Origin of the sequence: Elioraea rosea (assembly GCF_007644105.1) — a bacterium.
GTDB lineage: Bacteria > Pseudomonadota > Alphaproteobacteria > Acetobacterales > Acetobacteraceae > Elioraea_A > Elioraea_A rosea.
On sequence record NZ_VFAC01000026.1, the window covers coordinates 1 to 23333 of the forward strand.

Genomic DNA, 23333 nt, shown 5'->3' on the forward strand with positions numbered 1-23333 from the left:
ATCGTGGTCGTGCGCGGCTCTGGCGCGACCGCATCCGTTGCCGCCGCTGCCGGCGCAGCGGGCGGGGCACCGGCGATCGGCGGCGGATCCGGCGTCGGTGGCGCACCAATCGGTCTCGCCACCCCGAGCGGCTCGCCTGGCGTGTCCTCGGCCCCGAGCAGCCCCGAGGAGGGCTGGGCGAGCGGGGCGGCCTCGACGGCCGCGCGCTGCGTGGTGGGCTGGACGACCGGCCGCGTCGGCACGACGGGCTGGCCGACATACCGGGCATTGGTCCGGTCGGCGACGAGGCGGTCGGCCAATGCTTGGCGCTCCGCCGGCGCGGTGGTCTCCGGCCGAGGCGGTACCGAGCCGAGGCTCGGATAGGGCTGGTCCTCCCCGGGCACTGCCGGGAGCGTCGTCGTCGGCGCGCGACCCGCCGCCACACGGGCCCGCTCGATCGGGTCGACGCTCGGGCCGCAGGCCGCGAGTGTCGCCAAACCCAGCACCCCTGCCGCGGTTGCGAAGGCCGATGCAGCCCTCTTCTGTCCTGGCGTCGCTTGATCGGCCAGGGAGCGCGCTCTAGGGTCCGGCAGCGACTGAAGTCTCACGTGATGCGCCGCAACATGCGCGGTCCTGCTCCAGAGAGGGTCTCATCCATGGCCGAAGACAAGGCCAGCCAGTCCTTCAAGATGCCCGATCCCGCCATGTTGAGCCGAAACATGGCCGACATCGCAAGCCGCAGCCAGCGGATCGTGATGGAGTTTCTCAAGCGCCAGGGCGACGGCGGCGTGCCCGGGCTCGACCCGATGAACATCGGCGGCGCCTTCCTTGAGATGACGGCGCGGATGATGGCCAACCCCGCCAAGCTCGTACAAGCGCATATGAGCTTCTGGCAGGACTACATGCTGCTCTGGCAGAACACGGCGCGAAGGATGATGGGCGACAGCCCCGATCCCGTTGCCAGCCCGGCCGCCGGCGACCGCCGGTTCAAGCATGAGGACTGGCAGGAGAACGAGGTCTTCGACTTCATCAAGCAGAGCTATCTGCTCTCGGCGCGCTGGATCCAGAACGTCGTCAAGGACGTCGAGGGGCTCGACGAGCGCACGGCGCAGAAGGTCGATTTCTACACGCGCCAGTTCGTCGACGCGATGGCGCCCTCGAACTTCTTGCTGACCAACCCCGAGGTGCTGCGCAAGACGGTCGAGACCGGCGGCGAGAACCTGGTCCGGGGGCTGAACAACCTTCTCGCCGATCTCGAGCGCGGCAAGGGCAACCTCCAGATCCGCATGACGGATTACGAGGCGTTCAAGGTCGGCGAGAACATCGCCACCACGCCGGGCAAGGTCGTCTACCAGAACGCCCTGATGCAGCTCATCCAGTTCAGCCCGACGACGGAGACGGTACTGAAGCGCCCGCTCCTGATCGTGCCGCCCTGGATCAACAAGTACTACATCCTCGACCTCAGGCCAAAGAACAGCTTCATCCGCTGGGCGGTCTCGCAGGGTCATACGGTGTTTGTCATTTCCTGGGTGAACCCCGACGAGCAGCTCGCCGAGAAAAGCTTCGCCGACTACATGAAGGAAGGCCCGCTCGCCGCGCTCGATGCCATCGAGAAGGCGACGGGCGAGCGCGAGGTGAACGCGATCGGCTACTGCATCGGCGGTACGCTGACCGCCTGCACCCTCTCCTGGATGGCGGCGAAGAAGGACATGCGCATCAAGAGCGCCACCTTCCTCACCACAATGGTCGACTTCGCCGAAGCGGGCGAGCTCTCCATCTTCATCGACGAGGAGCAGCTCAAGGCGATGGAAGAGAAGATGGAGAAGCGCGGCTTCCACGAAGGGCACGAGATGGCCGTGACCTTCAACATGCTGCGCGCCAACGACCTCATCTGGTCCTTCGTCGTGAACAACTACCTGCTCGGGCAGGAGCCGTTCCCCTTCGACCTGCTGTACTGGAACAGCGATTCGACGCGCATGCCGGCGGCGATGCACAGCTTCTACCTACGGCAGATGTACCAGCAGAACCGGCTCATCACGCCCGGCGGCATCGAGCTCGACGGGGTCGGGATCGATCTCGGCCGGATCTCGATCCCAACCTACCTGCTCTCGACGCGCGAGGACCATATCGCGCCCTGGAAGAGCACCTATCGTGCGACGCAGATCTACAAGAGTCCGAAGCGCTTCGTCCTGGCCGCGTCGGGGCACATCGCAGGCGTCGTCAACCCGCCGGAATCCGGCAAGTACAGCCACTGGGTGAACACCGAGCTTCCCGAATCGCCGGATGACTGGTTCGCCGGCGCGACGGAGCTCGCCGGCAGCTGGTGGCCGGACTGGCAGCGCTGGGTTTCGTCCCTCGCGCCGGAGACGGTGAAGGCGCGCGAGCCGGGTGCCGGCAAGCTGAGGGCGATCGAGCCGGCGCCGGGTTCCTACGTCAAGCTGATGGCCAACTGAGCCGGGCGTCGCACGCGGCGCCAGGCTCGGCTAGAGTTCCCATCTCGTCACGAAGCCTCCGGGCAGGGAGCCCGGAGGACGGGTGGGCATGGACATCGCGCTCGAGATCCTCGTCATCCTTCTGTTGATCGGCCTCAACGGCGTGCTCGCGCTCAGCGAGCTTGCCGTCGTGTCGTCGCGGAAGCCGCGGCTGAAGGCGATGGCACGGAAGGGTGTCCGCGGCGCTGCCGCGGCGCTCGCGCTCGCGGAGGACCCGCAGCGCTTCCTGCCCACCGTCCAGGTAGGCATCACCCTCGTCGGCGTGCTTGCCGGCGCCTTCGGCGGCGCGACGCTCGCCTTCCGGCTCGGTGCCGTGCTCGACCGGTTCGCCTTCATCTCGCCTAACGGAGAGGCGGTCGCCTTCGCGATCGTCGTCGCCGTCATCACGCTCGCCTCCATCGTGCTTGGCGAGATCGTGCCGAAGACGCTCGCGCTCAGGCGTCCCGAGACGCTTGCCGTGGCGCTTGCCCCGTTCCTTACCGCCGTTTCGCGTGCGGCCTCGCCGGCCGTCTGGCTTCTCCGCGTGCTGTCGGGGGCGGTGCTCGCCCTGTTCGGCGCGGCGAAGCCGGAGCAGAGCCAGATCACCGAGGAGGAGGTGAAGGCGCTCGTGCAGGAGAGCGCGGCCGCGGGCGTCATCGAGCACGAGGAGCAGCGCATGATCGAACGCGTCCTGCGCCTCCCCGACCGGTCGGTTCGCGCGGTGATGACGCCGCGAACGGAGGTGGCCTGGCTCGACCGCGCCGACCCGCCACACGAGATCGTCGAGCAGATCCGCGAAAGCCCGCATGCGCGCTTCGTCGTCTGCGACGGCAGCCTCGACAACGTCGTCGGCGTGGTTCGGGCGAAGGATCTGCTGGACCAGGTGCTCGGCGGCGAGACGCTGCGCCTCGCCGCGGCGCTGGTACGCCCCACCGCGCTCCCCGACAGCATGAGCGTGCTGCAGGCGCTCGAGATCCTGCGGCGGGAGCGGCTCGGCATTGCCTTCGTCGTCGACGAGTACGGCAGCTTCGAGGGGGTGGTCACGGCCTACGACATGCTCGAGGCGATCGTCGGCGAGGTGGCGGGAGGAACCGTCGCCGACACGCCGACCTGCGCGCGCAGGGCGGATGGAAGCTGGCTCATGGACGGCCTGCTTCCCGCAGACGAGGTGAGGGCGCGGCTAGGCCTGCCGGAACTCCCCTCGGAGGGCGACTACAACACGCTCGCCGGCCTGATCCTGACGATCGCTGGCCGCATTCCCTCGGAAGGCGACCAGATCGCGTGGGAGAATCACGTGTTCGAGGTGGTCGACATGGACGGCCGGCGCATCGACAAGGTGATCGTCCGCCCCACCGCGGGCGTGGTGCCCGACGTCTGAGGAGAGGCGTCGCGCGCTCAGGCCAGGAGCCGCCGCATCGTCGCCGCGAAGGCTGCTTCGGCCCGTTCCTCGTCCCGATGGTGCTTGTCGCGCACAACCCAGGTGCCGCCGACCATCACATCCCGCACCAGGTCGGACCCGCCGGCGAAGACGAGCGTATCTGCCGCAAGCGCTCCGGTCCGGCCGGCGAGGAACGGCGAGGCGCCATCGAGCACGACGAGATCCGCACGGCGCCCCGGGGCGATTGCGCCCGCGGGCTGGTTGCAGACGGCCGCACCTGCCTCCGCCGCGCGCCGCCACAGCAGCGTGCCTGCGGACGGCTCTTCCGGCGTGGTCGCCACGGCGCGGCGGAGCGTCGCGAGACGCTGGCTCGCCTCGAGGCTGCGCAGCTCCTCGGCTGCGGCCACGCCGACATGGCTGTCCGTTCCGATGGCGAACCGGCCCTGCTGCTCGAGATAGCGCGGCAAGGGGAACACGCCGTCTCCGAGATTGGCCTCGGTCGTCGGGCAGAGGCCGGCCACCGCTCCCGAAGCGGCGAGGCCGTCGATCTCCTCCGGCGCGAGATGCGTCGCGTGGATCAGGCACCACCGTTCATCGACAGGCAGCGCCTCGAGGATCAGCCCGACGGGGCGCCGGCCCGTGGCGGCGAGGCACTCGGCAACCTCGCGCGGCTGCTCCGCTGCGTGGATGTGGATCGGCGCGGCGGCGTCCTCGGCGCGCACGGTGGCGACCCACCGCGCGATGTCGCCGAGGGCCGCTGCCCGCAGGCTGTGCGGCGCGAGGCCGACGCGAAGCAGCCGGTCATGCGCCGCCTCGCGCCGGAACCGAGCGAGCGAGGCAGAGAGCGCGGCATCATCGAGAACGAACCGCTTCTGGCCGCCGGTATGGGGCGTTCCGAACCCGCCCTGCCGGTAGAGCGACGGCAGAAGCGTGAGTGCCATGCCGCTCCGCCGCGCCGCCTCGATGATGCGGAGCCCCATCTCGCCAGGCTCCACATAGGGGCGGCCATCGGGGTCTGCCTGGAGGTAGTGGAACTCGGCGAGCGTGGTGAACCCGCCCTTGAGAAGCGATATGCAGAGATGTGCCGCGATCGCCTCGACATCGTCCGGGCTCAGTCGCGCAAGGAACCGGTACATGATCTCGCGCCAGGTCCAGAAATGGTCATCGCCCGTCGGGCCGCGACGCTCGGTCAACCCCGCCATGGCGCGCTGGAAGGCGTGGCTGTGCACGTCGGTCATGCCCGGCAGCACGGGGCCGGCGAGGCGCTCGGCCCCATCCGGCGAGGCACCAGCGGAGATGGCGGCGAACGTGCCGGCCTCGTCGAGCGTGATCACGACCTGCTGGGCCCAGCCGTCGGGCAGCAGGGCCGATGGCGCGAAAAGCGTCCTCATCGCGTCGCCCTCCTCGCACGCGCTTCGGCCCGCGCGAACAGGAGCGAGAGGCAGAAGCAGATGATGAAGTAGAGCACGGAGGTGGTGATCCACACCTCGAACACGCGCCCGGAACTGACCGCCACCTCGTTCGCCATGAAGGTCAGATCCTGGATCGACACGATCGACACGATCGAGCTTTCCTTCACCAGCGCGATGAACTGGTTGCCGAGCGGAGGAAGGCTTCGCGACACGGCCTGCGGCACGACCACGAGGCGAAGCACCTGCCAGCGCGAGAGGCCGAGGCTCGAGCCTGCCTCCCACTGCCCACGCTCGACCGAAAGGATGCCGGCGCGAAGCACCTCGGCGATGAAGGCCCCCTCGAACAGGGCGAGGCAGATTGCGCCCGAAACGAAGCCGACGAGCAGGTCGGGCGGGGAGGCGATGATGGTGACGATGGCGCGCGCGACCGGCCCCATCGTTGCCGCAGCGCGGTCGATCCCGAGCAGCGGCGTGACCTGGGCGGAGACGAAGAAGTAGAGGATGAACAGAAGCACGAGTGCGGGCGTGTTGCGGACGAGCTCGACATAGAGCGCGCCGACGAGGCGGAGGAACCGGTCTCCCGACAGCCGCATGAGCGCGACCGCCAGTCCGATCGGCGCGGCACCGAGCATGCCCCAGATCGCGAGCCGGAGCGTATTGAAGACGCCAAGCAGCAACAGGTTCGGAACCGGCCGCCCCGTCGCGTCGATGCGGAGGAGGAAGCCTGGGATGAGTGACCAGTTCCAATTGTAGCGAAGCGTCGTCGCTGCCGACCAGGCGACGTAGCCGATGCCCGCGGCGAGCAGAAGGAGCAGCGCCGCGTCGGCGAGCCGCGCGCCACGGCGCCTGCCCCAGAGCTCCATCGCCTTCCTGTCAGCGCTGGATCTGGTCCTCCCAGTCGAGACCGTCGAACCAGTAGGCCGCACGGTCTGCGAGGAAGCTGTCGGTGATCTGCCGAAGCCTGATCCAGTTGTTGAAGAGGTTCAGCGCGTCGATGTCGGACTTGCGCACCGCGAAGGCCGAGATGGCGCGCTGGTAGGGCTCGTTAAACGGGCGGACCAGCACATCGGGATAGCGCTTCACGCTGTGAGCGGGCAGCGGGATCGACCCCACCATGGCATGGGCGCGGCCGTTCACCACTTCCTGAAGCGCGGGCGCCTCCTCGTCGAACTGCCGCAGGGTGGCGCGCGGCATGTGCACGCCGACGCTGTTGGCGGCAGGCGTGCCGCGGCGGGCGACGATCGTAACATCCGGCCGGTTGAACTGCGCGAGCGTCGCCCACCCGTCCGCCAGGCGCTTGTTGGCGAAGATGCCGATGCCCGTCTGGTGGTAGGGGTCGGTGAAGTTGACGGTGAGGTTCCGCGGGATGGTCACGCTCATGCCGCCGATGATCGCGTCGAACCGCCCCGCTAGCAGCGCGGGAATGATCCCGTCCCATGCGGTCGGTACGAGTTCGAGGCGGACGTTCATGTCTGCCGCCAGCCGCGTCGCGACATCGACCTCGAAGCCGACGAGCTCGCCCCCGCGGTTGCGCATCGCCCACGGCACGAAGGTCGAGAGCCCGACGCGCAGCGTGCCGCGTCGCTTGATCTCCTCGACCAGGCTCGCGCCGGCAAGCTGCGCGCGCACATCGCCCTGCGCCTGTGCCGGGCTGATCAGGCCGCCTGCCAGGAGCGCGCCGCCTGCGGCGCCGAGGGCGGGGCCATTGAGCATGTCGCGTCGGTTCATGTGTCGTCTCTCCTTGATCGCGCGGTCAGGTCGGGGTGCTGAGCCGCCTCTCGAGCCCTTGCGCGGCAAGCGAGAGCGGCGTGGTGATGAGCAGGTAGAGGGCAGCGACGGTGAGCCAGATCTCGAAGGTCATGAACGTGTCGCTGATGATGTTCCGACCCTCGGTCGTCAGGTCGAACACCGCGATGACGCTCACGATCGCCGATGCCTTGACCAGAGAGACGGCGCGGCCGGCCAGCGCGGGGAGGGCGATGCGAAGCGCCTGCGGCAGCACGACGCGGCGGTAGCATTGCCCCTCGCTCAAGCCAAGCGCGGCCGCGCTCTCCCAGTGTCCGCGCGGGACGGCGAGAACGGCGCCGCGCATCGCCTCGCTCATCGAGGCGCCTTCGAACAGAGCGAGGCTGAGCACCGCGACCCACCAGCGCGACATGCCGACGATGGGGGCGAGCACGAAGTAGAAGAGGTAGATCTGGATCAGGAGCGGGGTGTTGCGGATGATCTCGAGATAGACGCGCGCGACACCCTGGCCGAGGCGCGAGCCCCTCAGCCGTGCGAGCGCGGTGACGAGCCCGATCGCAAGCGACAGGACGAGTGCTGCGGCGGAGATCTCGACGGTCACGCCGAGCCCCTTGAGCAGGGGGCCGGGCCAGAAGGAGCCCTCGAAGCTCTGTCCGAGATAGCGCGGGACGCGGTGCCATTGCCAGCTGTAGCCGAAGCTCGTCGCCCCATTGACGATGAGCCACAGCATGCCGATGGCAAGGAGGATCAGCCTCGCCGCCTCGCCGGTCGGCGTGCGAAGCAGCGCGAGGGAACGCTCCATTCCCGCCCCGGTCCTGTTCCACATCCTATTCGTTGCGACGCAACAAACTGTTGCTGTCCGGGCCATGCAAGTCAATGATCGCGGCGCAAGGAGACAGGCTTGTTCTGCGACATCGACCTCGACGCACGCGGGAGGCAGATCGGCGCGCTCCGGCTCGTCCATTCCGACGACCGTCATGCCTTCGGCCACGTGCCGGTGCCGATCGCCGTGCTGGCCGGAACGTCAGGTCCGACCGTTCTCCTTGCCGCAGGCAATCATGGCGACGAGTACGAAGGCCAGGCGATCCTGCTCGCCCTGATCCATGAGCTCGACCCCGATGCTCTGGCGGGGCGGGTGATCGTGCTGCCGGGGCTCAACCGGCCGGCGGTCGCAGCCTCGACGCGCGTCTCGCCCCTGGACGGAATGAATCTCAACCGCGCCTTTCTCAACGGCGCGCCGCCTGGCCCCACGCGCACCATTGCCGCCTTCGTCGAGACCGTGCTTCCCTCCTGCGCGCTGGTGGCCGATCTCCATTCCGGGGGCAGCACCGCGATCTATGCCGATGCAGCGCTCGCCACCCGCACGAGCGACACGGACCTCCATGCCGCCAATCTCGCCGCCGCGCGTGCGACGCGCCTGCCTGTGATCCAGGTGCTCGGGGCGACCTCGTCGACGACCAGCCTGAACAGCGCCTGCGCTGCCGCCGGCGTGCCGATGGTTGCGATGGAACTTGGCGGCGGAGGGCGCATCGATCGGCGCTCGCTGACGCGTGGACGCGAGGCGGTCCTCGGCCTGCTGGCCCATGCCGGGCTCATGTGCGGCTCCGTTCCGCCACCGGCTGCGCAGCGCATGGTTGCCTTGAAACACCCGCAATCGGCCGTCGTCGTTCCGTCCGACGGGATCGTCGAGCCGATCGTCACCGCCGGAGACAGCGTCGTCGCGGGCGAAGCCGTCGCGGTGCTGCATCACTGGCGCGAACCGCGGCGGCCACCTCTCAGGCTGTGCGCGAACCTGTCCGGCCTCGTTCTTGCCGTCGCCGCGCGCGGCAGGCTCGAGCCGGGTGACCATGCCGCCCTGATCGCCGAGGATGTCGAGGAGGACGCGTGAGCGACGAAGCCAATCCGGCCTGGATACGCTTGGTTCCCTACGCGGAGAGCGAGGGCTACCTGCGCACCCTCTACGACCGCGTGAAGGGCCCCGATGACCGCGTGGATAACGTGATGCGCGCCCACTCGCTCCGGCCGCACACGATGGAGGGGCACAGCGCCCTGTACAAGTCCGTGCTGCATCACGCTGGCAACACCACGCCGGTGTGGTTCCTCGAGACGCTCGGCGTGTACACAAGCCTTGCGAATCGCTGCGACTATTCCGTTGCGCATCATTACGCCGGCCTCTGCCGGCTGGTTGGCGAGGCGAGGGGGCAGGAGATCCACGCGGCACTGGTCGCCGATAGACCCGAGGCGGTGTTCTCCGGCAAGGAACTCGCCCTGCTTCGCTATGTCCGGAAGCTGACCCTGACGCCGCAGGCGATGGTGGAGAGGGATGTCGCGGCGCTTCGGGATGCTGGCGCGACGGACGCCGACATTTTCGAGGCGAACCAGGTCTGCGCCTACTTCAACTATTCGAACCGCCTGCTCAACGGGCTCGGCGTCACGACGGCCGGTGACGTGCTCGGCCTCTCGCCACCGAACACCCGCTCGCTCGATGACTGGGAGCATGCATGAGCGCGCCGCGGATCCTCTTTCCGGGCTTTCCCTTTTCGGAAGAGGGAAACGATGTCGAGCGGAACGCCTTCGGCGCGGACGCGGTGCTCGACTATGCGCGGGTGGGCAGCCCCGAGGCCATCGAGGCGGAGCGATGGCGCGAAGCCGATGCGGTGATGCTGTTCCGCTTCCGGCTTGATGCCGCGCGCGTCGCGCTGCTCGATCGTTGCCGCATCGTCGTCCGCTACGGTGTCGGCGTCGACCGGGTCGACCGTGCCGCCCTTGCCGCACGTGGCATCGCGCTGTGCAACACGCCCGATTACGGCACGACCGAGGTTGCCGACCATGCAGTGGCGATGATCCTCGCGCTGAGACGCGGCGTCGCCGCCTATGACGCGGCCCTGCGGGCCGACCTACGGGGCAACTGGGGCTGGGAGGCCGCCGGAGGACTTCGCCGGATGGACGCGCAGCGCGCAGCGGTCGTCGGTCTCGGTCGCATCGGCACGGCAGTGGCGCTGCGCCTCAAGGCGTTCGGCACGCGGGTGGTGTTCCACGATCCGCATCTGCCGCAGGGGGTCGACCGTGCGCTCGGGCTCGAGCGTGCTGAGACGCTCGCAGAAGCCCTCGACGGCGCCGACATCCTGACGATCCACGCGCCACTCACGCTGGAAACGAAGGGCATGATTGATGCTGCCGGGCTGACCCGACTCGCGCCCGGTGCCATCGTCGTCAACACCGCGCGCGGCGCCATCCTCGACCTGTCAGCGCTGGCCCAGGCGCTGCGTGGCGGGCACGTCCATGCCGCCGGCCTCGATGTGCTGCCCGACGAGCCGCCCGATCCGGCCGATCCATTGATCGCCGCGTGGCTCGCGGGGGAGGGCTGGCTCCGGCAGCGGCTTCTCATCACCCCGCATGCTGCATTCCACTCTCCCGAGGCGCAGAGCGACATGCGACGCAAGGCGGCAGAGACGGCGGCGCTGTTCCTGGGCGAGGGCAAGCTGCGCAATGTCTATCCGCCCGACGCGCTCTGAAGGGGAAGGGAAGGCAATGGACGAACCGATTGCGGAACGCCCGCGCCGGCCCGAGCTCTGGCGGGCGGATTTCAGCTTTGTCGAGAAGCCGGCGCTCGACCTGCTCGATGGCGCCGAGTGGCGGATGATCGAGGCACAGCGCAAGGCCTACATGCAGGGCCGGCAGGCGGAGCTGGTGCTCGGCCTGTTCGCCGCGGCGCGCGGCGATCCGAGCTTCGGCTACACGCTCTCGATGTACGATCATGGTCTTCAGGCGGCGACGATGGCGCTGCAGTCGGGCGCCGATGAGGAGTTCGTGGTGGTCGCGCTGCTGCACGACATCGGCTTCACCATCGCTGGCCCGAGCCATGGCGAGTTCGCCGCCGCCCTGCTGAGGCCCTATGTCAGCGAGAGGAACCGCTGGGTGCTCGAGATGCATCAGATCTTCCAGACGCATCATGCCCATGACCATCCGCATTTCGACGGGCGCGAGCGCGATCGGTTCCTCGGCCATCCCTTCTTCGCCGATGCCGCCGATTTCGTCGCACGGTTCGACCAGAGCGCGATCGACCCCTCGTTCCCGACATTGCCGATCGAGGCTTTCGCGCCCATGGTGCGCAGGCTGTTCGCGCGACCACCGGCGCGGCGATTCCAGGTGGAGGGCACCGCGCCATGACCGGCGAACCATCCTGGATGCCGACGCGCGTGGCGGGCCTCGCGCCACCGATGCGGGCAGGAGGCGGCGCAGCCGGAGCACCGCCGCGGGCGCGGCTGCACCTTAACGAGTGTCCCTGGGGTCCGAGCCCGCGCGCGATCGCGGCTGCGGCGGAAGCCGCGGCCGGCGTCAACCGCTACCCGTCCGGCGAAGGCGAGCCGCTCGTGTCCCTGCTCGCCGCGCGCACCGGCGTCGCCCCGCGGCGGATCGTGCTGGCGGCAGGCTCCGACCTCATCCTCCACTACGCCTGCATGGTTGCCCTCGATCCGTCCCGATCCTGCATCTTTCCGCGCCCGTCCTTCCCCCGCTACCGACTCTCGACAGCGATCGCCGGTGCGCGTGCCGTGCCCATCGAGGTCTCGCCCGATGGTGCGAATGACGTGCCTGCGATGCTTGCAGCGATCGGGCCGGATACCGGTCTCGTCTTCGCCTGCACGCCGAACGGCAATACCGGCGGCATGCTCGACGAGGCCGCGCTCGCGGCGCTTTCCCGCGGCGTGCCGGAGACGGTGCTTCTCTGCGTCGACGAGGCCTATGCGGAGTTCAGCCGGGCTGCCGGCGGGCCGGATGCCGTTGCCGTTCTCGTACGGGGACGACGCGGGCCGTGGATCGTCTCGCGAACCTTCTCGAAGGCCTATGCCCTTGCCGGTGCGCGCCTTGGCTATGGCGTCTGCTCGGGCGAGGATGTCGTCGAGGCGATCGGGTCGGTGCGGCCGATCTTCGAGGTCTCCGCCATGTCGGTCGCGATGGCTGCCGCCGCCCTCGAGGACGAGGCGCACCTCGCACGGGTGATCGAGGGGACCCGCGCGGGCCGGGAACAGCTTGCGGCGGGGTTCCGCGCGCTTGGCTTCGCGCCGTGGCAGTCGGTCGCGAACTTCGTCTCGGCAGATATCGGCCGGCCGGTCGAGCCCGTGCTTGCCGCGATGGCTGCGCGCGGCGTGCTCGCCCGCGGGTTCCGCGAACCGGCCGGCTACGATACCGCGCTCCGCATCTCCGTCGGCACGACGGGGGAGAACGCTCTCGCGCTCGAGGCGCTCGCTGCCGCGCTCGGCACAAACGCACGCATGCCCGAGGAGACGCTGCCATGAGGTACGCAACGGCACGACAGGTCGACTTCAGCGAGATCCCGGTGATCGACCTTGCCGGACTGTGCGCACCAGGGGAGCCAGGGCTCGCTGCCGTCGGCGCAGCGATCAGGCGCGCCGCCACGGAAGTCGGGTTCTTCTACATCGCCAATCACGGCGTGCCGCAGACGGTGATCGATGCCGCGTTCGCCGAGGCGCGCCGCTTCTTCCGAAGCCCGGAGGAGACGAAGGCGACGGTTCGGGTGAACGCGCTGCATCGCGGCTGGCTCGCACCGGGCGGGGCGGTGATGGACGGCGCGAAGCGGCCCGACCTGAAGGAGAGCTTCATCTTCGGCCTCGAGCTGTCCGAGAGGGACCCTGACGTACAGGCTGGCAAGCCGCTGATGGGCCCGAACCAGTGGCCGCCGGCCATGCCGGGCTTCCGATCGGCGCTCTCGGCCTACTACGCCGAGGTGCTGGCCTGCGGGCAGAGGCTGCTGCGCGGCTTCGCCGCCGCGCTTGATCTGCCTCCCGATCATTTCGCCGCCGCCTTTGCCAAGCCACTCGCCCGCGGCAGCGCCATCTGGTATCCGCCGCAGCCCCCCGAGCTCGGCGAAAGCCAGTTCGGCGTCTCCGCCCATACCGACTATGGGTGCATCACCATCCTCGCGCAGGACGACACCGGCGGCCTTCAGGTGCAGAACCGGCGCGGGGAATGGATCGCTGCGCCGCCCATTCCGGGCACCTACGTCATCAACATCGGCGACCTGATGGCGCGCTGGACGAACGACCTGTTCGTTTCCACGCCGCATCGCGTGGTGAATGCGAGCGGGCGGGAGCGGCAGTCCATCGCCGTGTTCTACGACCCGCATCCCGACACGGAAATCACCGCCATCCCTGCCTGCGTCACGGCGGACAGTCCTGCCCGCTACGAGACGACGACATGCGGGGCGCATATCCTCGGCCGCTTCGCGCGCAGCTTCGCCTACCGCAAGGAGGCCGCGCCGGCGTCGTAGCGTCCGGTCTGCTAGAAGGCGAGGGGGCGGCCGAGCTTCGCGGCGAACCACTGCTCCGTTGCCGCCCGGCAGCGTGCGAGGGCTGGCATGACCGACGGGTGTGCGGCGAGCGCCTTCTCGTACGATGCGAGCGCTTCCGGCATCGCGACGGTGAGTCCGAATGCGCCCGCCATGCCTCGGCCAAGCATGAACGTCGCCGGATAGCCGCAATCGGCCAGCGTCAGCGCCTCGCCGCCGAGCAGCGGCCTGGGCACCGCGAGTGAGGCGAGCTCGCCGAGCCTCTGCGCGTAGAGCGCCATCTGCCGGTCGACCGTTGCGTCGTCCCGCGCCTCCGGTGCGACATGCGCGAACAGCGCGCGCAGCGGCGGCTCGAGCCGGCTGTCATGGAAGCGCGCGAGCTGGCGTAGCCTTCCCCGCGCAGCGGCATCGCCGGGCAGCATCGGCGGGTCGGGCCAAGCCTCGTCGAGATACTCGGCGATGGCCTCGCTCTCGCTCAGGACGAGGTTGCCCTGAACCAGGGCGGGGATCGTTCCGGCCGGAACGATCGCGCGATAGGCGGGGCTGCCGTAGCCGTCCGGCGGCGCCTCGTCGCGCCAGGCACGGTGCTTGTGGGCGAGGATGATCCGCACCTTGCAGCAGTAGCCGGAGACATCGTTGCCGTAGAGGACGAGCTCAGCCATCCGCATCCTCCCCGATGCGTCCTGCCGCCCAATGCCCCAGAGCGTCGTCGCCGAGACGCCCCTCGAGCGCAGCGACAAGGCCGAGCGTGATCAGCGGTGCGAGCTTGAAGCCATGGCCGGAGCAGGCCGAGAGAAGCGTCGCACGGCCGCCGGCCTTGCGAAGAACGAAGCGGTCGTCCGGCACCATGGTGTAGTGGCAGTGGCGGAGCTGCGCGATGCGGTAGTCGCCGAACCCTGCGATCACCCGAGCGCCGCCGTCGAGCAGTGCCGCGACCCGGTCGGCGCGGAGCGCGGCATGGTCACGTTCCGGGTCGGCGTCGATGCTCGTGGCGTAGTCGCCGATCTTGAGGCGCGCTCCGCGCCGCGGCGGCAGGACATAGACGCCGCCCGCCTGGTGGCCGGGAAGCCGCGCATGCAGAAGCGGCCCGTCCGCCCAGGCGTCGGCGAGGTCGCCGGGCGGGTCGAGGTAGGCGAGCGTCTGGACCGATGCGCGAAGCCCCGCAGCCCGGGCCTCTGCGGGCATGAGGCGCAGCGCGCCCGTGCCGGCGGCAACGACCACATGGTCGGCCGTTATCGTCGCGCCGTCGGCGAGGTGAAGCCGCCCCGCCTCGGCATCCAGCCTGATGACACGGGTGGCCGGCCGAAGCGCGACGCCAAGGCGTGGCAGGAGCGCGATGAGGTCGGCGAGGATCGCTCCCGCCTCGAGAATTCCCGAGCCCGCGACGTCGACCACGCGCAGCACGCCGTCTCGATTGACCATCGGGAAGGAGGCGAGCGCCGCCTCGTCCAGCACCGTCAGGGCGTGTCCGGAGGCCGCGAGCGTGCGCGCGACCGCATCCTGCCACGGCCCTTCCTCACGCAGGATGTAGAGGGCGCGCGCACGGACCAGCCGGTCGGCGCCCGTCTCGGCGAACAGCGTGGCCCAGGCCCGGTATGCGGCCGGCATCATTGCACCATACCCGGCCATCGTTCCGTAGGCGTGGCGGATGATCCGCCCTTCGTCGGCAGAGCTCCCGCGCGGATTGGGCAGGGCGGCGCCCTCGACGAGCGTGACGCGGTGCCCGCGGCGAGCGAGCGCCCAGGCGAGGCTGAGCCCGCCTATCCCGCCGCCGACGATCGCGACGGTGCGCCCAGGCCCCTCGCGGCGCGTCAGCCCCGCGAGGGCGGCGTCTGTCCCCGTGCTCAGAGCTGGACGATGCCCCAGCGCGTGTTGATCTCGTCGAAGAAGCCGCTCGCCTGGCGGATGGTGATCCAGGCATTGAGGAAGGTGAGCCAGCCCGGGTCGCCTGCGGCGACCATGAAGGCCATCGGGATCGGGTTGCGCGGCTTGTCGGCGAGGATGGAGACGAGCTGCGGATACTCCTTCGTCAGGAACGCTGCCTCGATCAGGGACGACATCGTTGCGTCGACCCGGCCGGCGAGCAGCTCCTGCCAATCGCGCGCCGGGCTCTCGACTCGGCGGAGCGTTGCGTTCGGCAGGGCGCCCTGGACGAACTGTTCCATCGTCGTGCCGAGATTGGTGCCAATGGTGACGCCGCGCTGGTTCAGGTCGGGCCAATCCTTGAAACGGGCCGCGTTGGCGCGCGCGACGAGCGGGACGAAGGCGTTGCGGCCCCACGGGATGGTGAAGGCCGAGGCCATGGCGCGGGCGACGCTCATCGACGTGCCGGTGAACACCGCATCATACTGGTTGGCCTGAAGCCCGTTGATCAGGGTCCGCCAATCCGTCGGCACGAACTCGGCGCGAAGGTTCATGTCAGCCGCGAGCTGGCGTGCGGCGTCGATCTGGTGCCCCCTGAGCTCCCGGCTCGCCGGGTCGCGGAAGCTCATCGGGTTGAAGTCGCCCGTCGTGCCGAAGCGGATCACGCCGGCCTGCTGCACCGCCTGGAGCCGCGAGCCCGAGGCTGGCTGAGCAGCGGCAGGGGAGGCAAGCATGGCTGCCGCGATGCCGGAGAGGGCAACCGCCCCCGCCCCGATCTCCCGTCTGTTCATCAGAGATGTCTCCCCTTTGCCGGCCCGTGCTTGTGGCCGTGCCTTCGCACGTGCAGCGTAGGCGCGGTGTTGCAAAAGGGGAAGTCCATGCACCGTGCCGGCATCGCCGTGGCGTGCCTGTTGCTGCTCGGAGCGTGCGGATCGAGCTTCGGCTGGCATGTCGTCGATCCGCGAACGCCGGGCGGGTGGTCAAACCTCACCTTCATCCTCGAGGGCTTCTCGGCGACCATCCAGGTCGCGGTCGCCGCGATGGCGCTCTCCATGGTGCTCGGACTTGCCGTCGCGCTGCTCGGCGCCGCCCCCCTAAGGCCCGCGCGCATCGCGGCGCGCATCTGGGTGGAAGGGTTCCGGGCCGTCCCAATCCTCGTGATGATCCTCTGGGCCTTCTACGGCCTGCCGATCGTCACCGGCATCAGGCTCGAGGTGTTCGCCGCCGCCGTGCTCGCGATCGGGCTCTGCGACAGCGCCTTCGAGGCGGAGATCTTCCGAGCCGGCATCCAGTCGGTCGAGCATGGCCAGCGGGAGGCGGCCTCCGCGCTCGGCCTGTCGCGCTGGCAGTCGATGCGGTTCGTGATCCTGCCGCAGGCGATCCGCCGCATCCTGCCCGCGCTTGGCAACCAGTTCGTCTATGTCGTGAAGATGTCTTCGCTCGCCTCCGTCATCGGCCTGCCGGAGCTGACGCGGAAGGCGAATGAGCTGGTGGTCACGGTATTCCGGCCGCTCGAGATCTACACGGTACTGATCGTCTGCTATCTCGTTCTCGTGATCGCGATCTCTGCCGGGGTGCGCTGGCTCGAGCGCCGGCTCGCCGTAAGCGGCCGGACGCCGGGACGGATCGAGCCGGCGTGAAGCCCGAGCCTGGCGGCGGTCGTGGACAAGTGCACCCGGAGGGTGGACAACGGGCCGGCCAGTCCAGGAGGAGGGATCGATGACTGCCTGCATCGTCGGCTGGGCGCATACGCCGTTCGGCAAACTCGATGATCCCGACATCGAAAGCCTGATCCACCGCGTCGCACGGGCGGCGGTCGAGGATGCCGGGCTTGCGGTGGAGGATGTCGAGGCCCTTGCGGTCGGCCTCTTCAATAACGGCTTCAGCGCGCAGGACTTCCCCTCCTCGCTCGCCTTCAACGCGGTGCCTGCCTGGCGCTTCCTGCCTGCCGTGCGCGTGGAGAATGCGTGCGCGACAGGAACGGCGGCCATCCATGCCGGGCGCGACATGATCGCCGCGGGCCGCGCGAAGGTCGTGCTCGTGATCGGTGTCGAGAAGATGACCTCCACGCCGGGGCCGAAGGTGGGCGATGCGCTGCTCGCGGCGAGCTACCGGGCCGAGGAAGCGGAGGTTGAGGGCGGCTTCGCCGGTGTATTCGCCCGCATCGCCCAGGCCTATTTCCAGCGCTGGGGAGACCAGTCCGACGCGCTCGCCATGATCGCCGCGAAGAACCATGCGCACGGCGTGAACAACCCCTATGCGCAGATCCGCAAGGATCTCGGCTTCGAGTTCTGCCGCTCGGTGCATGAGCGCAACCCCTACGTCGCGCCGCCTCTGCGTCGGACGGATTGCTCGCTCGTCTCCGATGGTGCTGCGGCGGTCGTGCTCGCGGCGGAGGAGGTGGCGCGGAGCCTGACGAAGGCGGTGCGGTTCCGTTCGGCGGTGCATGTCAACGAGTTGATGCCGCTCTCCCTCCGCAACCCGATCGTGTTCGAAGGCGCGGCCAAGGCCTGGGCGGATGCCAAGGCTGAGGCCGGCATCACGCTCGATGACCTCGATTTCGTCGAGACGCATGACTGCTTCACCATCGCCGAGCTTCTGGAATACGAGGCGATGGGCCTCGTTCCGGAAGGCAAGGGGCCCGTCGCGGCCATGGAGGGCTGGACGCGGATGGGCGGAACGCTTCCGGTCAATCCCTCCGGAGGCCTCAAGTCCAAGGGCCACCCGATCGGGGCGACCGGCGTCTCGATGCACGCGCTCGCCGCCATGCAGCTGACCGGGGCGGCGGGGGCGATGCAGGTTCCCGGCGCATCGCTTGGTGCGGTATTCAACATGGGCGGCGTCGCCGTCGCCAACTACGTCTCGGTGCTCGAACCCCTTCGCTGACGCGTGGCCGCTGCCTCTGGCATGCCCAGGCTGCCATTAACCGCACGGTGATGCCTCTCCGCCCATAGTGCGTCGGATCGCGCCGCATCGGCCGTGGCGCGGCGGTGTGCGAGGTGGGTCGCGTGTCGAGCTCAGGACTGCAGGGGATGGCGGCCCCTTCCATCCTGCGGAGCCTCTCCGGGGCTTCCGCCGAGCTCGTCCTTTCCTCGCTTCTCATCAGCCTCCTCTCCCTCGCGCTGCCGATCGCGATGCTGCACGTCTATGACCGCGTGCTGGCGCAGAACGGGGTCGCGACCTTCTGGGCGCTCGCCTCTGCCGTCGTCGTCGCGCTGGTGCTCGAGACGGCGCTGCGCATCCTGCGTGGGCGTGTCGTCGCGCGCGTGGGGGGGGCGTGGGAGGCAAACACGCAGGCGCGTGCGATGGGGGTGCTGTCGCGCACGCCGATCGAGCGCTTCGAGCGGAGTGGTGCGGGCCTCTATCTCGAGCGCCTCGCGAGCATCGCGACGGTGCGCGACGCCTATTCCGGTGCGGCCTTCCAGGCGCTTCTCGACCTGCCGTTCTGCCTCGTCTACGTCGCGGCGATGGCGCATCTGTCGCCGACGCTCGCCGCCGTGCCCGTGCTTCTCGCGGCGCTCTATCTCGCCGTGTCGCTGCTTGTCGGTCGAAGCCTCCGCCGCACCGTCGCCGCGCTCGCCGAGGGTGAGGAGCGGCGCTTCAACATGCTGTTCGACGTGCTTGCCCATGTGCACACGGTCAAGGCACTCGGGCTCGAGCAGCAGATGCTGCGCCGGAACGAGCGGCTGATCCTGCGCTGTGCGGCGGCACGGCGTAAGCTCGCTGCGCTCTCTGGCCACGGGCACGGCGCAGCGCTGCTGCTTGCCAGCATCGGATCCGCGCTTGTGGCTGCCCTCGGGGCCGTCGAGGTGATCGAGGAGCGGATCACGGTCGGCGCGCTGGGCGCCTGCCTCCTCCTCTGCGGCCGCTCGCTCCAGCCTTTGTCCTCCGCCCTCACCGTGTTCACCCGCGCCGAGGTGCTGCGCGGCGCGGCGCAGAGGCTCGCGGAGATCACCGCCCTGCCTGTTCCACCGCCGCTGCCCGCTCTCGCCGCGCGGCACGGCGAGATCCGCATCGAGCGAGCCGTTGTCCGCCGCGACGACGGCTCGCCTGTTCTCAGCGGGCTCGACCTGCACGCGCCAGCCGGTGCGATCATCGGCATCACCGCGCGAAACGGGGCGGGCAAGACCGCGCTTCTCCGGCTCATCGCGGGCCTGGTGACACCCTCTCATGGACGCGTGCTGATCGACGGTTCGGACCTTTCCGATGTCGATCCGGACAGCATCGCAGAGGTGTGCGCGCTGCTTCCTACGCAGGGCGCACTCGTGCGCGGGACGCTGCTCGAGAACCTGACGATGCATCGGCCCTCGCTTGCCGGCAGGGCTCGCGCAATCGCTGCCGACCTCGGGCTCGATGCGATCGCAGCGACCCTTCCCCAGGGCTATGACACACCACTCGGCGAGGGCGGGGCGCTGCTTCCGCGTGGCGCGGTGCAGCTCGTCGCGATCGCCCGGGCTCTTGCCGTCGCGCCGCGGATCGTCCTGTTCGACGAAGCCAATGTCTTCCTCGATCCGGCGGCCGACCGGGCGGTGCACCTTCTGCTCGGGCGGCTTCGCGGCCATTGCACGATCGTACTCGTCAGCGCCCGGCCTTCCACGCTGGCGCTGGCCGAGCGGCGCTACACGCTCGCCGACGGAAGGCTGGGAGAGGTGCCGTGAGCGAGGCGCCTGCCTGGCTCTCCGCCTCGCCATGGGGCAGCCTCGATGGCCCGCGCCCTCCCGTCGCGATCGCCCCCGGCATCGCCGAACCGGGGCCGGCGACAGGCGCGCTTGGCCAGTTCCTCTCCGCGATCGGCTGGAGCGGCACGGCAGCGCAGCTTGCCGGCGCCGTGCCGCATTGCGCCGGCCCGCTCGACCTCGTCGGCCTCAGGGTCACTCTGGCCAATTTGGGCTATCGCACCGAACATCTCGGGGCCGGCGCACTTCGCCTCGAACGCCTACCGGCGATCCTGATCGAGCCGGATGGGACGATCAGCGTCGCGGTGCGTGACGATGCCGGCCGCGCGGTCCGCGTGAACGAGGATGGCACCTGGTCACCCCCGCTGGACCCGGCGGACCTCGCACGCCCCGCCCTTTGCCTGAGCGAGGCGATGCCGCAGGCGCCGACGCGGGACGGCTGGGTGCGCGCGATGCTTCTCGGGTTCCGGCCTATGCTTCCGCCCCTCATCGCGGCGAGCGTCGCGCTCGCTTTGCTGTCGCTCGCCGTGCCGCTGTTCACGATGGCGGTGTTCGACGTGCTGATCGGCGCCGGAACGGCGGCCCCGTTGCCGATGCTTCTGGTGGGCCTGGCACTCGCTCTCGCGTTCGAGGCCGGATTCCGCGCGACCCGCCTCGGCATCCTCGCGCGCGTCGGCGAGCGGATCGATGGGACCGTAGCGCATGCGGTGCTCGACCGGCTCCTGTCGCTTCCTCTCACGATGACCGAGCGCGCCGGGCTTTCCGCGCAGATCAACCGGCTGCGCGATTTCTCGACGGTCCGCGAGTTCTTCTCGGGAAGCCTCGCCGTTGCCGCGCTCGACGCGCCCGTTGCCCTCCTTCTGGTGGCGCTTCTCGCGGGGATCGGCGGGCCGGTGGCGTTCGCGCCGATTGTCGCGATCATGCTGTTCGCTCTGCTGTTCCTCGGCGTGCGCGGAGCGATGCGACGCGCGGTGTCGGCCGCGGCGGTTGCGTCGCAGAAGCGCGACGAGGTGGCGCTCGAGGCGCTCGGCTCGATGCGGCTCATACGTCAATGCGGTGCGGCCGAGGTTTGGCGGGCGCGGCACCGCGCGGCGGCGGCAGAAGCGGCACGCGCCGGTGCCGAGGTCGGTTCGCTCGGCGGGATGGTGGCCGCACTGGGCCAGGCCGCCATCGGCCTGTCAGGCCTTTCCGCGGTCGCACTCGGGGTGCATGCGGTGCTGGCCGGAAGCATCGGCCCCGGCGCGCTGATCGCTGCGATGATGGTGATCTGGCGCGTGCTCGGCCCGATCCAGATGGCGTTCACCATCCTTTCGCGCTGGGAGCAGGTGCGCACATCCATCCGGCAGACGGACCAGATGATGGCGCTCGCGCCGGAGCGTGATGCCAAGGCACCGGCGCGGCCGGTCGGCGAGCTGCGCGGCGATATCGCGATATCACGGTTGAGCCTCCGATATCTGCCGCAGGCCGAACCAGCGCTGCTCGGCGTGTCGGCGGAAATCCGCGCGGGCGAGGTCGTCGCGCTCGTCGGCCCCTCGGGCTCGGGAAAGACCTCGCTCCTGCTCGCCGTGCTCGGCCTCTACCGCCCGAGTGCGGGAAGCGTGCGCATCGATGGCCTCGACATCCGGCGCTTCGACCCGGTCGAGCTTCGCCGGGCGATCGCCTACGCGCCTGCGACGCCGCAGCTGCTCTACGGGACGGTGACGCAGAACCTCCTGTTCGCCGCCCCGGACGCGACGCCTGCCGAGATCCGCGAGGCAGCAGCGGAGACCGGCCTCGACAGGCTTGTCGCCTCGCTTCCCGAGGGGTTCGACACGAGGCTCGGCGACAACAGCGACAGCGTCGTGGCGGCGAGTCTCGTCACGCGCATCTCGTTGACGCGGCTCCTGCTTCGGCGCTCGCGCATCGTCCTGATGGATGCGCCGGCGAACGGGCTTGACGATGACGGCTCCGCTGCCGTCGCACGGGTGATCGGTGCGCTGCGGGGCAACTCGACGATCCTCGTCGTCACGCACAGGCCGAGCCACATCGCACTTGCCGACAGGGTGTTCCGCTTCGCCGACGGCCAGGTGGAGGAGCAGCGCAAGGCCGAGCGCCCCTCCGCCGTGCGGCTTCTGGCGCAGCAGAGGTGAGGAGCCATTCGATGCAGAAAACCACGACGGGGGCGCAGGATATTGCCCGTTTCGAGCATCGCGCGCTCCTGATGCTCTCGGGGCTCGAAGAGAGCGGGCGGCGCGGCACCGACCGCGCGATCATCCTCGGCATCGCCATGCTCCTTGCGGGCCTCGTTGCCTGGGCGGCCGTGACGCGACTGCCGGAGGTCGCCGTGGCCGCCGGCCAGGTGGCGACCGAGGACCCTGTTGCACAGGTGCAGCATCTCGAAGGCGGCATCGTCGAGGCGGTTCTGGTCTCCGATGGCGAGCACGTGCGCGAGGGCCAGCCTCTGCTCCGCTTCGCCTCCGCGCAGGCCCAGGGCGAGCTCGAGAGGCTGCGCGCCCGCGAGGCAGGGCTCAGGTTCCGGGAGGCGCATCTGCGGGCGATGCTCGATGGCAGGCCGCTCGAACTCGAGACCGACGACCTCACCTTCGTGGGCCTCGCCGCCGACCAGCGGCTGGCGCACGAGGAACGTCTGCGAAGCCGCGACGATCGCCTCGCCGTGCTGCGACAGTCGATGGCCCAGCGCGAGGCAGAGCTCGGCGCGCTCTCGGCCCAGCAGGAGGGCGTTGCCCGGCAGGTCACGCTCCAGGGCAACGAGCTCGCCTTGCGCGAGACGCTGCTCGCCCAGGGCCTGACGACGCGCATAGCCGTTCTCGAGACGCGCCGTGCCTTCCTCGCCGCGTCCGCGGAGGTCGAGCGGCTCGCGGCGATGGCGGAGGCAGCGCGGCGCGCCGCGGCCGAAGCGGAGGCACGGCTTGCGGAGGCGGAATCCTCGCTGCGCGACGAGCTCGCCCGCGATCTCGGCCGCATCGCCGTCGAGCGCCTCGAGGTGGCAGAGGCGATCCGCGAGGCGTGGGAACGTGTCGGCCGGCTCGTGGTCCTCTCGCCGGTCGCGGGAACGGTGAAGGGTACGCAGGTTCGCCGCGCTGGGGCGGTTGTCCCTCCCGGCGCGCCGCTGATGGAGATCGTGCCGGATGGCGCGCGCCTCCTGGTCGAGGCGCGGATCTCGCCGCGAGACATCGGCTTCGTTTCCGTTGGCCAGCCGGTGCGCGTGAAGGTGCACGCCTTCGACTACGCGCGCTTCGGCACGACGGAGGGCACGATCGTTCATCTCGCGGCCGGCACCACCCTGGATGCCGACAATCAGCCCTTCTACGCGGCGAGGATCGCGCTCGCCTCCGATCACGTCGGCCGTGACATGGACGCCAATCGCCTGATCCCCGGAATGACCGTACAGGCTGACGTGGTGACCGGCGGCAAGACGCTTCTCGCCTACCTGATGAAGCCTGTTCACGCAGCGATGAGCGACAGTTTCCGCGAGCGCTGAAGGCGCGCGCAAAGCCTGCC

The 23333-nt window shown here is 69.7% G+C and carries 20 protein-coding genes and 1 pseudogene; 13 read left to right on the forward strand and 8 right to left on the reverse strand.

All coding sequences use genetic code 11. The annotated features are described in order from the left end of the window. A pseudogene (locus tag FIF60_RS15095) lies at positions 1 to 476 on the reverse strand (hypothetical protein); the annotation flags it as partial. A 159-nt stretch (positions 477 to 635) separates the two neighbouring features. Between FIF60_RS15095 and FIF60_RS15100 the strand changes: the two are divergent. Both FIF60_RS15100 and FIF60_RS15105 read left to right on the forward strand, forming a co-directional pair. Further along, positions 636 to 2432, forward strand: coding sequence for a PHA/PHB synthase family protein (locus FIF60_RS15100; RefSeq protein ID WP_144186929.1), 1797 nt, complete (start codon positions 636 to 638; stop codon positions 2430 to 2432). An 88-nt stretch (positions 2433 to 2520) separates the two neighbouring features. Beyond that, entirely contained in the window at positions 2521 to 3828 is a 1308-nt protein-coding gene (locus FIF60_RS15105; protein ID WP_144186930.1) for a hemolysin family protein, read from the forward strand. A 17-nt stretch (positions 3829 to 3845) separates the two neighbouring features. Here FIF60_RS15105 and FIF60_RS15110 read toward each other — a convergent pair whose 3' ends face one another. Genes FIF60_RS15110 through FIF60_RS15125 form a run of 4 tightly spaced genes read right to left on the reverse strand, consistent with a single transcriptional unit; the run spans position 3846 to position 7788 of the window. After that, positions 3846 to 5219: a formimidoylglutamate deiminase gene (locus tag FIF60_RS15110; RefSeq protein ID WP_144186931.1), complete on the reverse strand. Its 1374-nt coding sequence runs from the start codon at positions 5217 to 5219 to the stop codon at positions 3846 to 3848. Further along, positions 5216 to 6103 (reverse strand): amino acid ABC transporter permease, encoded by an 888-nt coding sequence (locus tag FIF60_RS15115; protein WP_144186932.1) that lies wholly within the window; start codon positions 6101 to 6103, stop codon positions 5216 to 5218. Before FIF60_RS15115 ends, FIF60_RS15110 begins: the two co-directional genes overlap by 4 nt. A gap of 10 nt (positions 6104 to 6113) precedes the next feature. Further along, positions 6114 to 6968 (reverse strand): transporter substrate-binding domain-containing protein, encoded by an 855-nt coding sequence (locus FIF60_RS15120; RefSeq protein ID WP_204251211.1) that lies wholly within the window; start codon positions 6966 to 6968, stop codon positions 6114 to 6116. A gap of 25 nt (positions 6969 to 6993) precedes the next feature. Continuing rightward, positions 6994 to 7788: an amino acid ABC transporter permease gene (locus tag FIF60_RS15125; RefSeq protein ID WP_144186933.1), complete on the reverse strand. Its 795-nt coding sequence runs from the start codon at positions 7786 to 7788 to the stop codon at positions 6994 to 6996. Positions 7789 to 7887: 99 nt separating this feature from the next. Between FIF60_RS15125 and FIF60_RS15130 the strand changes: the two genes are divergently transcribed. Genes FIF60_RS15130 through FIF60_RS15155 form a run of 6 tightly spaced genes read left to right on the forward strand, consistent with a single transcriptional unit; the run spans position 7888 to position 13275 of the window. Then, complete coding sequence (locus FIF60_RS15130) at positions 7888 to 8874, forward strand: M14 family metallopeptidase (RefSeq protein ID WP_144186934.1); 987 nt, start codon at positions 7888 to 7890, stop codon at positions 8872 to 8874. Then, positions 8871 to 9491, forward strand: coding sequence for a carboxymuconolactone decarboxylase family protein (locus tag FIF60_RS15135; RefSeq protein WP_144186935.1), 621 nt, complete (start codon positions 8871 to 8873; stop codon positions 9489 to 9491). Before FIF60_RS15130 ends, FIF60_RS15135 begins: the two co-directional genes overlap by 4 nt. Next, positions 9488 to 10501: a C-terminal binding protein gene (locus FIF60_RS15140; protein ID WP_144186936.1), complete on the forward strand. Its 1014-nt coding sequence runs from the start codon at positions 9488 to 9490 to the stop codon at positions 10499 to 10501. The genes FIF60_RS15135 and FIF60_RS15140 overlap by 4 nt, the downstream gene beginning before the upstream one ends. 16 nt (positions 10502 to 10517) lie before the next feature. Then, positions 10518 to 11156, forward strand: coding sequence for a phosphohydrolase (locus FIF60_RS15145; protein ID WP_144186937.1), 639 nt, complete (start codon positions 10518 to 10520; stop codon positions 11154 to 11156). Next, positions 11153 to 12283: a pyridoxal phosphate-dependent aminotransferase gene (locus FIF60_RS15150; protein ID WP_144186938.1), complete on the forward strand. Its 1131-nt coding sequence runs from the start codon at positions 11153 to 11155 to the stop codon at positions 12281 to 12283. Before FIF60_RS15145 ends, FIF60_RS15150 begins: the two co-directional genes overlap by 4 nt. Further along, complete coding sequence (locus FIF60_RS15155) at positions 12280 to 13275, forward strand: isopenicillin N synthase family dioxygenase (protein WP_144186939.1); 996 nt, start codon at positions 12280 to 12282, stop codon at positions 13273 to 13275. Before FIF60_RS15150 ends, FIF60_RS15155 begins: the two co-directional genes overlap by 4 nt. An 11-nt stretch (positions 13276 to 13286) precedes the next feature. On the opposite strand, the gene FIF60_RS15160 is transcribed toward FIF60_RS15155, so the two are convergent. The 3 genes from FIF60_RS15160 to FIF60_RS15170 are packed head-to-tail and all read right to left on the reverse strand — an operon-like array spanning position 13287 to position 15947. After that, positions 13287 to 13955 carry a glutathione S-transferase family protein gene (locus tag FIF60_RS15160; protein WP_158639243.1) on the reverse strand — a complete coding sequence of 223 codons (669 nt, stop codon included), beginning with the start codon at positions 13953 to 13955 and terminating at the stop codon, positions 13287 to 13289. Then, a complete protein-coding gene (locus FIF60_RS15165) occupies positions 13948 to 15231 on the reverse strand; it encodes an NAD(P)/FAD-dependent oxidoreductase (RefSeq protein ID WP_239451651.1) in 1284 nt (427 codons plus the stop codon). The genes FIF60_RS15160 and FIF60_RS15165 overlap by 8 nt, the downstream gene beginning before the upstream one ends. Then, positions 15138 to 15947: a transporter substrate-binding domain-containing protein gene (locus FIF60_RS15170; RefSeq protein ID WP_158639244.1), complete on the reverse strand. Its 810-nt coding sequence runs from the start codon at positions 15945 to 15947 to the stop codon at positions 15138 to 15140. The genes FIF60_RS15165 and FIF60_RS15170 overlap by 94 nt, the downstream gene beginning before the upstream one ends. An 87-nt stretch (positions 15948 to 16034) precedes the next feature. Between FIF60_RS15170 and FIF60_RS15175 the strand changes: the two genes are divergently transcribed. From FIF60_RS15175 to FIF60_RS15195, 5 genes are all read left to right on the forward strand, one after another. Beyond that, on the forward strand, positions 16035 to 16796 hold the full coding sequence (locus FIF60_RS15175) for an amino acid ABC transporter permease (protein WP_144186943.1): 762 nt from the start codon (positions 16035 to 16037) through the stop codon (positions 16794 to 16796). 79 nt (positions 16797 to 16875) lie between these two features. Continuing rightward, the gene (locus FIF60_RS15180; protein WP_144186944.1) at positions 16876 to 18042 is read left to right on the forward strand and encodes an acetyl-CoA acetyltransferase; all 1167 of its coding nucleotides are present in this window, start codon (positions 16876 to 16878) and stop codon (positions 18040 to 18042) included. A 146-nt stretch (positions 18043 to 18188) separates the two neighbouring features. After that, on the forward strand, positions 18189 to 19814 hold the full coding sequence (locus FIF60_RS15185; RefSeq protein ID WP_144186945.1) for an ABC transporter transmembrane domain-containing protein: 1626 nt from the start codon (positions 18189 to 18191) through the stop codon (positions 19812 to 19814). Further along, positions 19811 to 21961, forward strand: coding sequence for a peptidase domain-containing ABC transporter (locus FIF60_RS15190; RefSeq protein ID WP_144186946.1), 2151 nt, complete (start codon positions 19811 to 19813; stop codon positions 21959 to 21961). The genes FIF60_RS15185 and FIF60_RS15190 overlap by 4 nt, the downstream gene beginning before the upstream one ends. An 11-nt stretch (positions 21962 to 21972) precedes the next feature. Then, the gene (locus tag FIF60_RS15195; RefSeq protein WP_144186947.1) at positions 21973 to 23313 is read left to right on the forward strand and encodes an HlyD family type I secretion periplasmic adaptor subunit; all 1341 of its coding nucleotides are present in this window, start codon (positions 21973 to 21975) and stop codon (positions 23311 to 23313) included. Positions 23314 to 23333 lie beyond the last annotated feature (20 nt).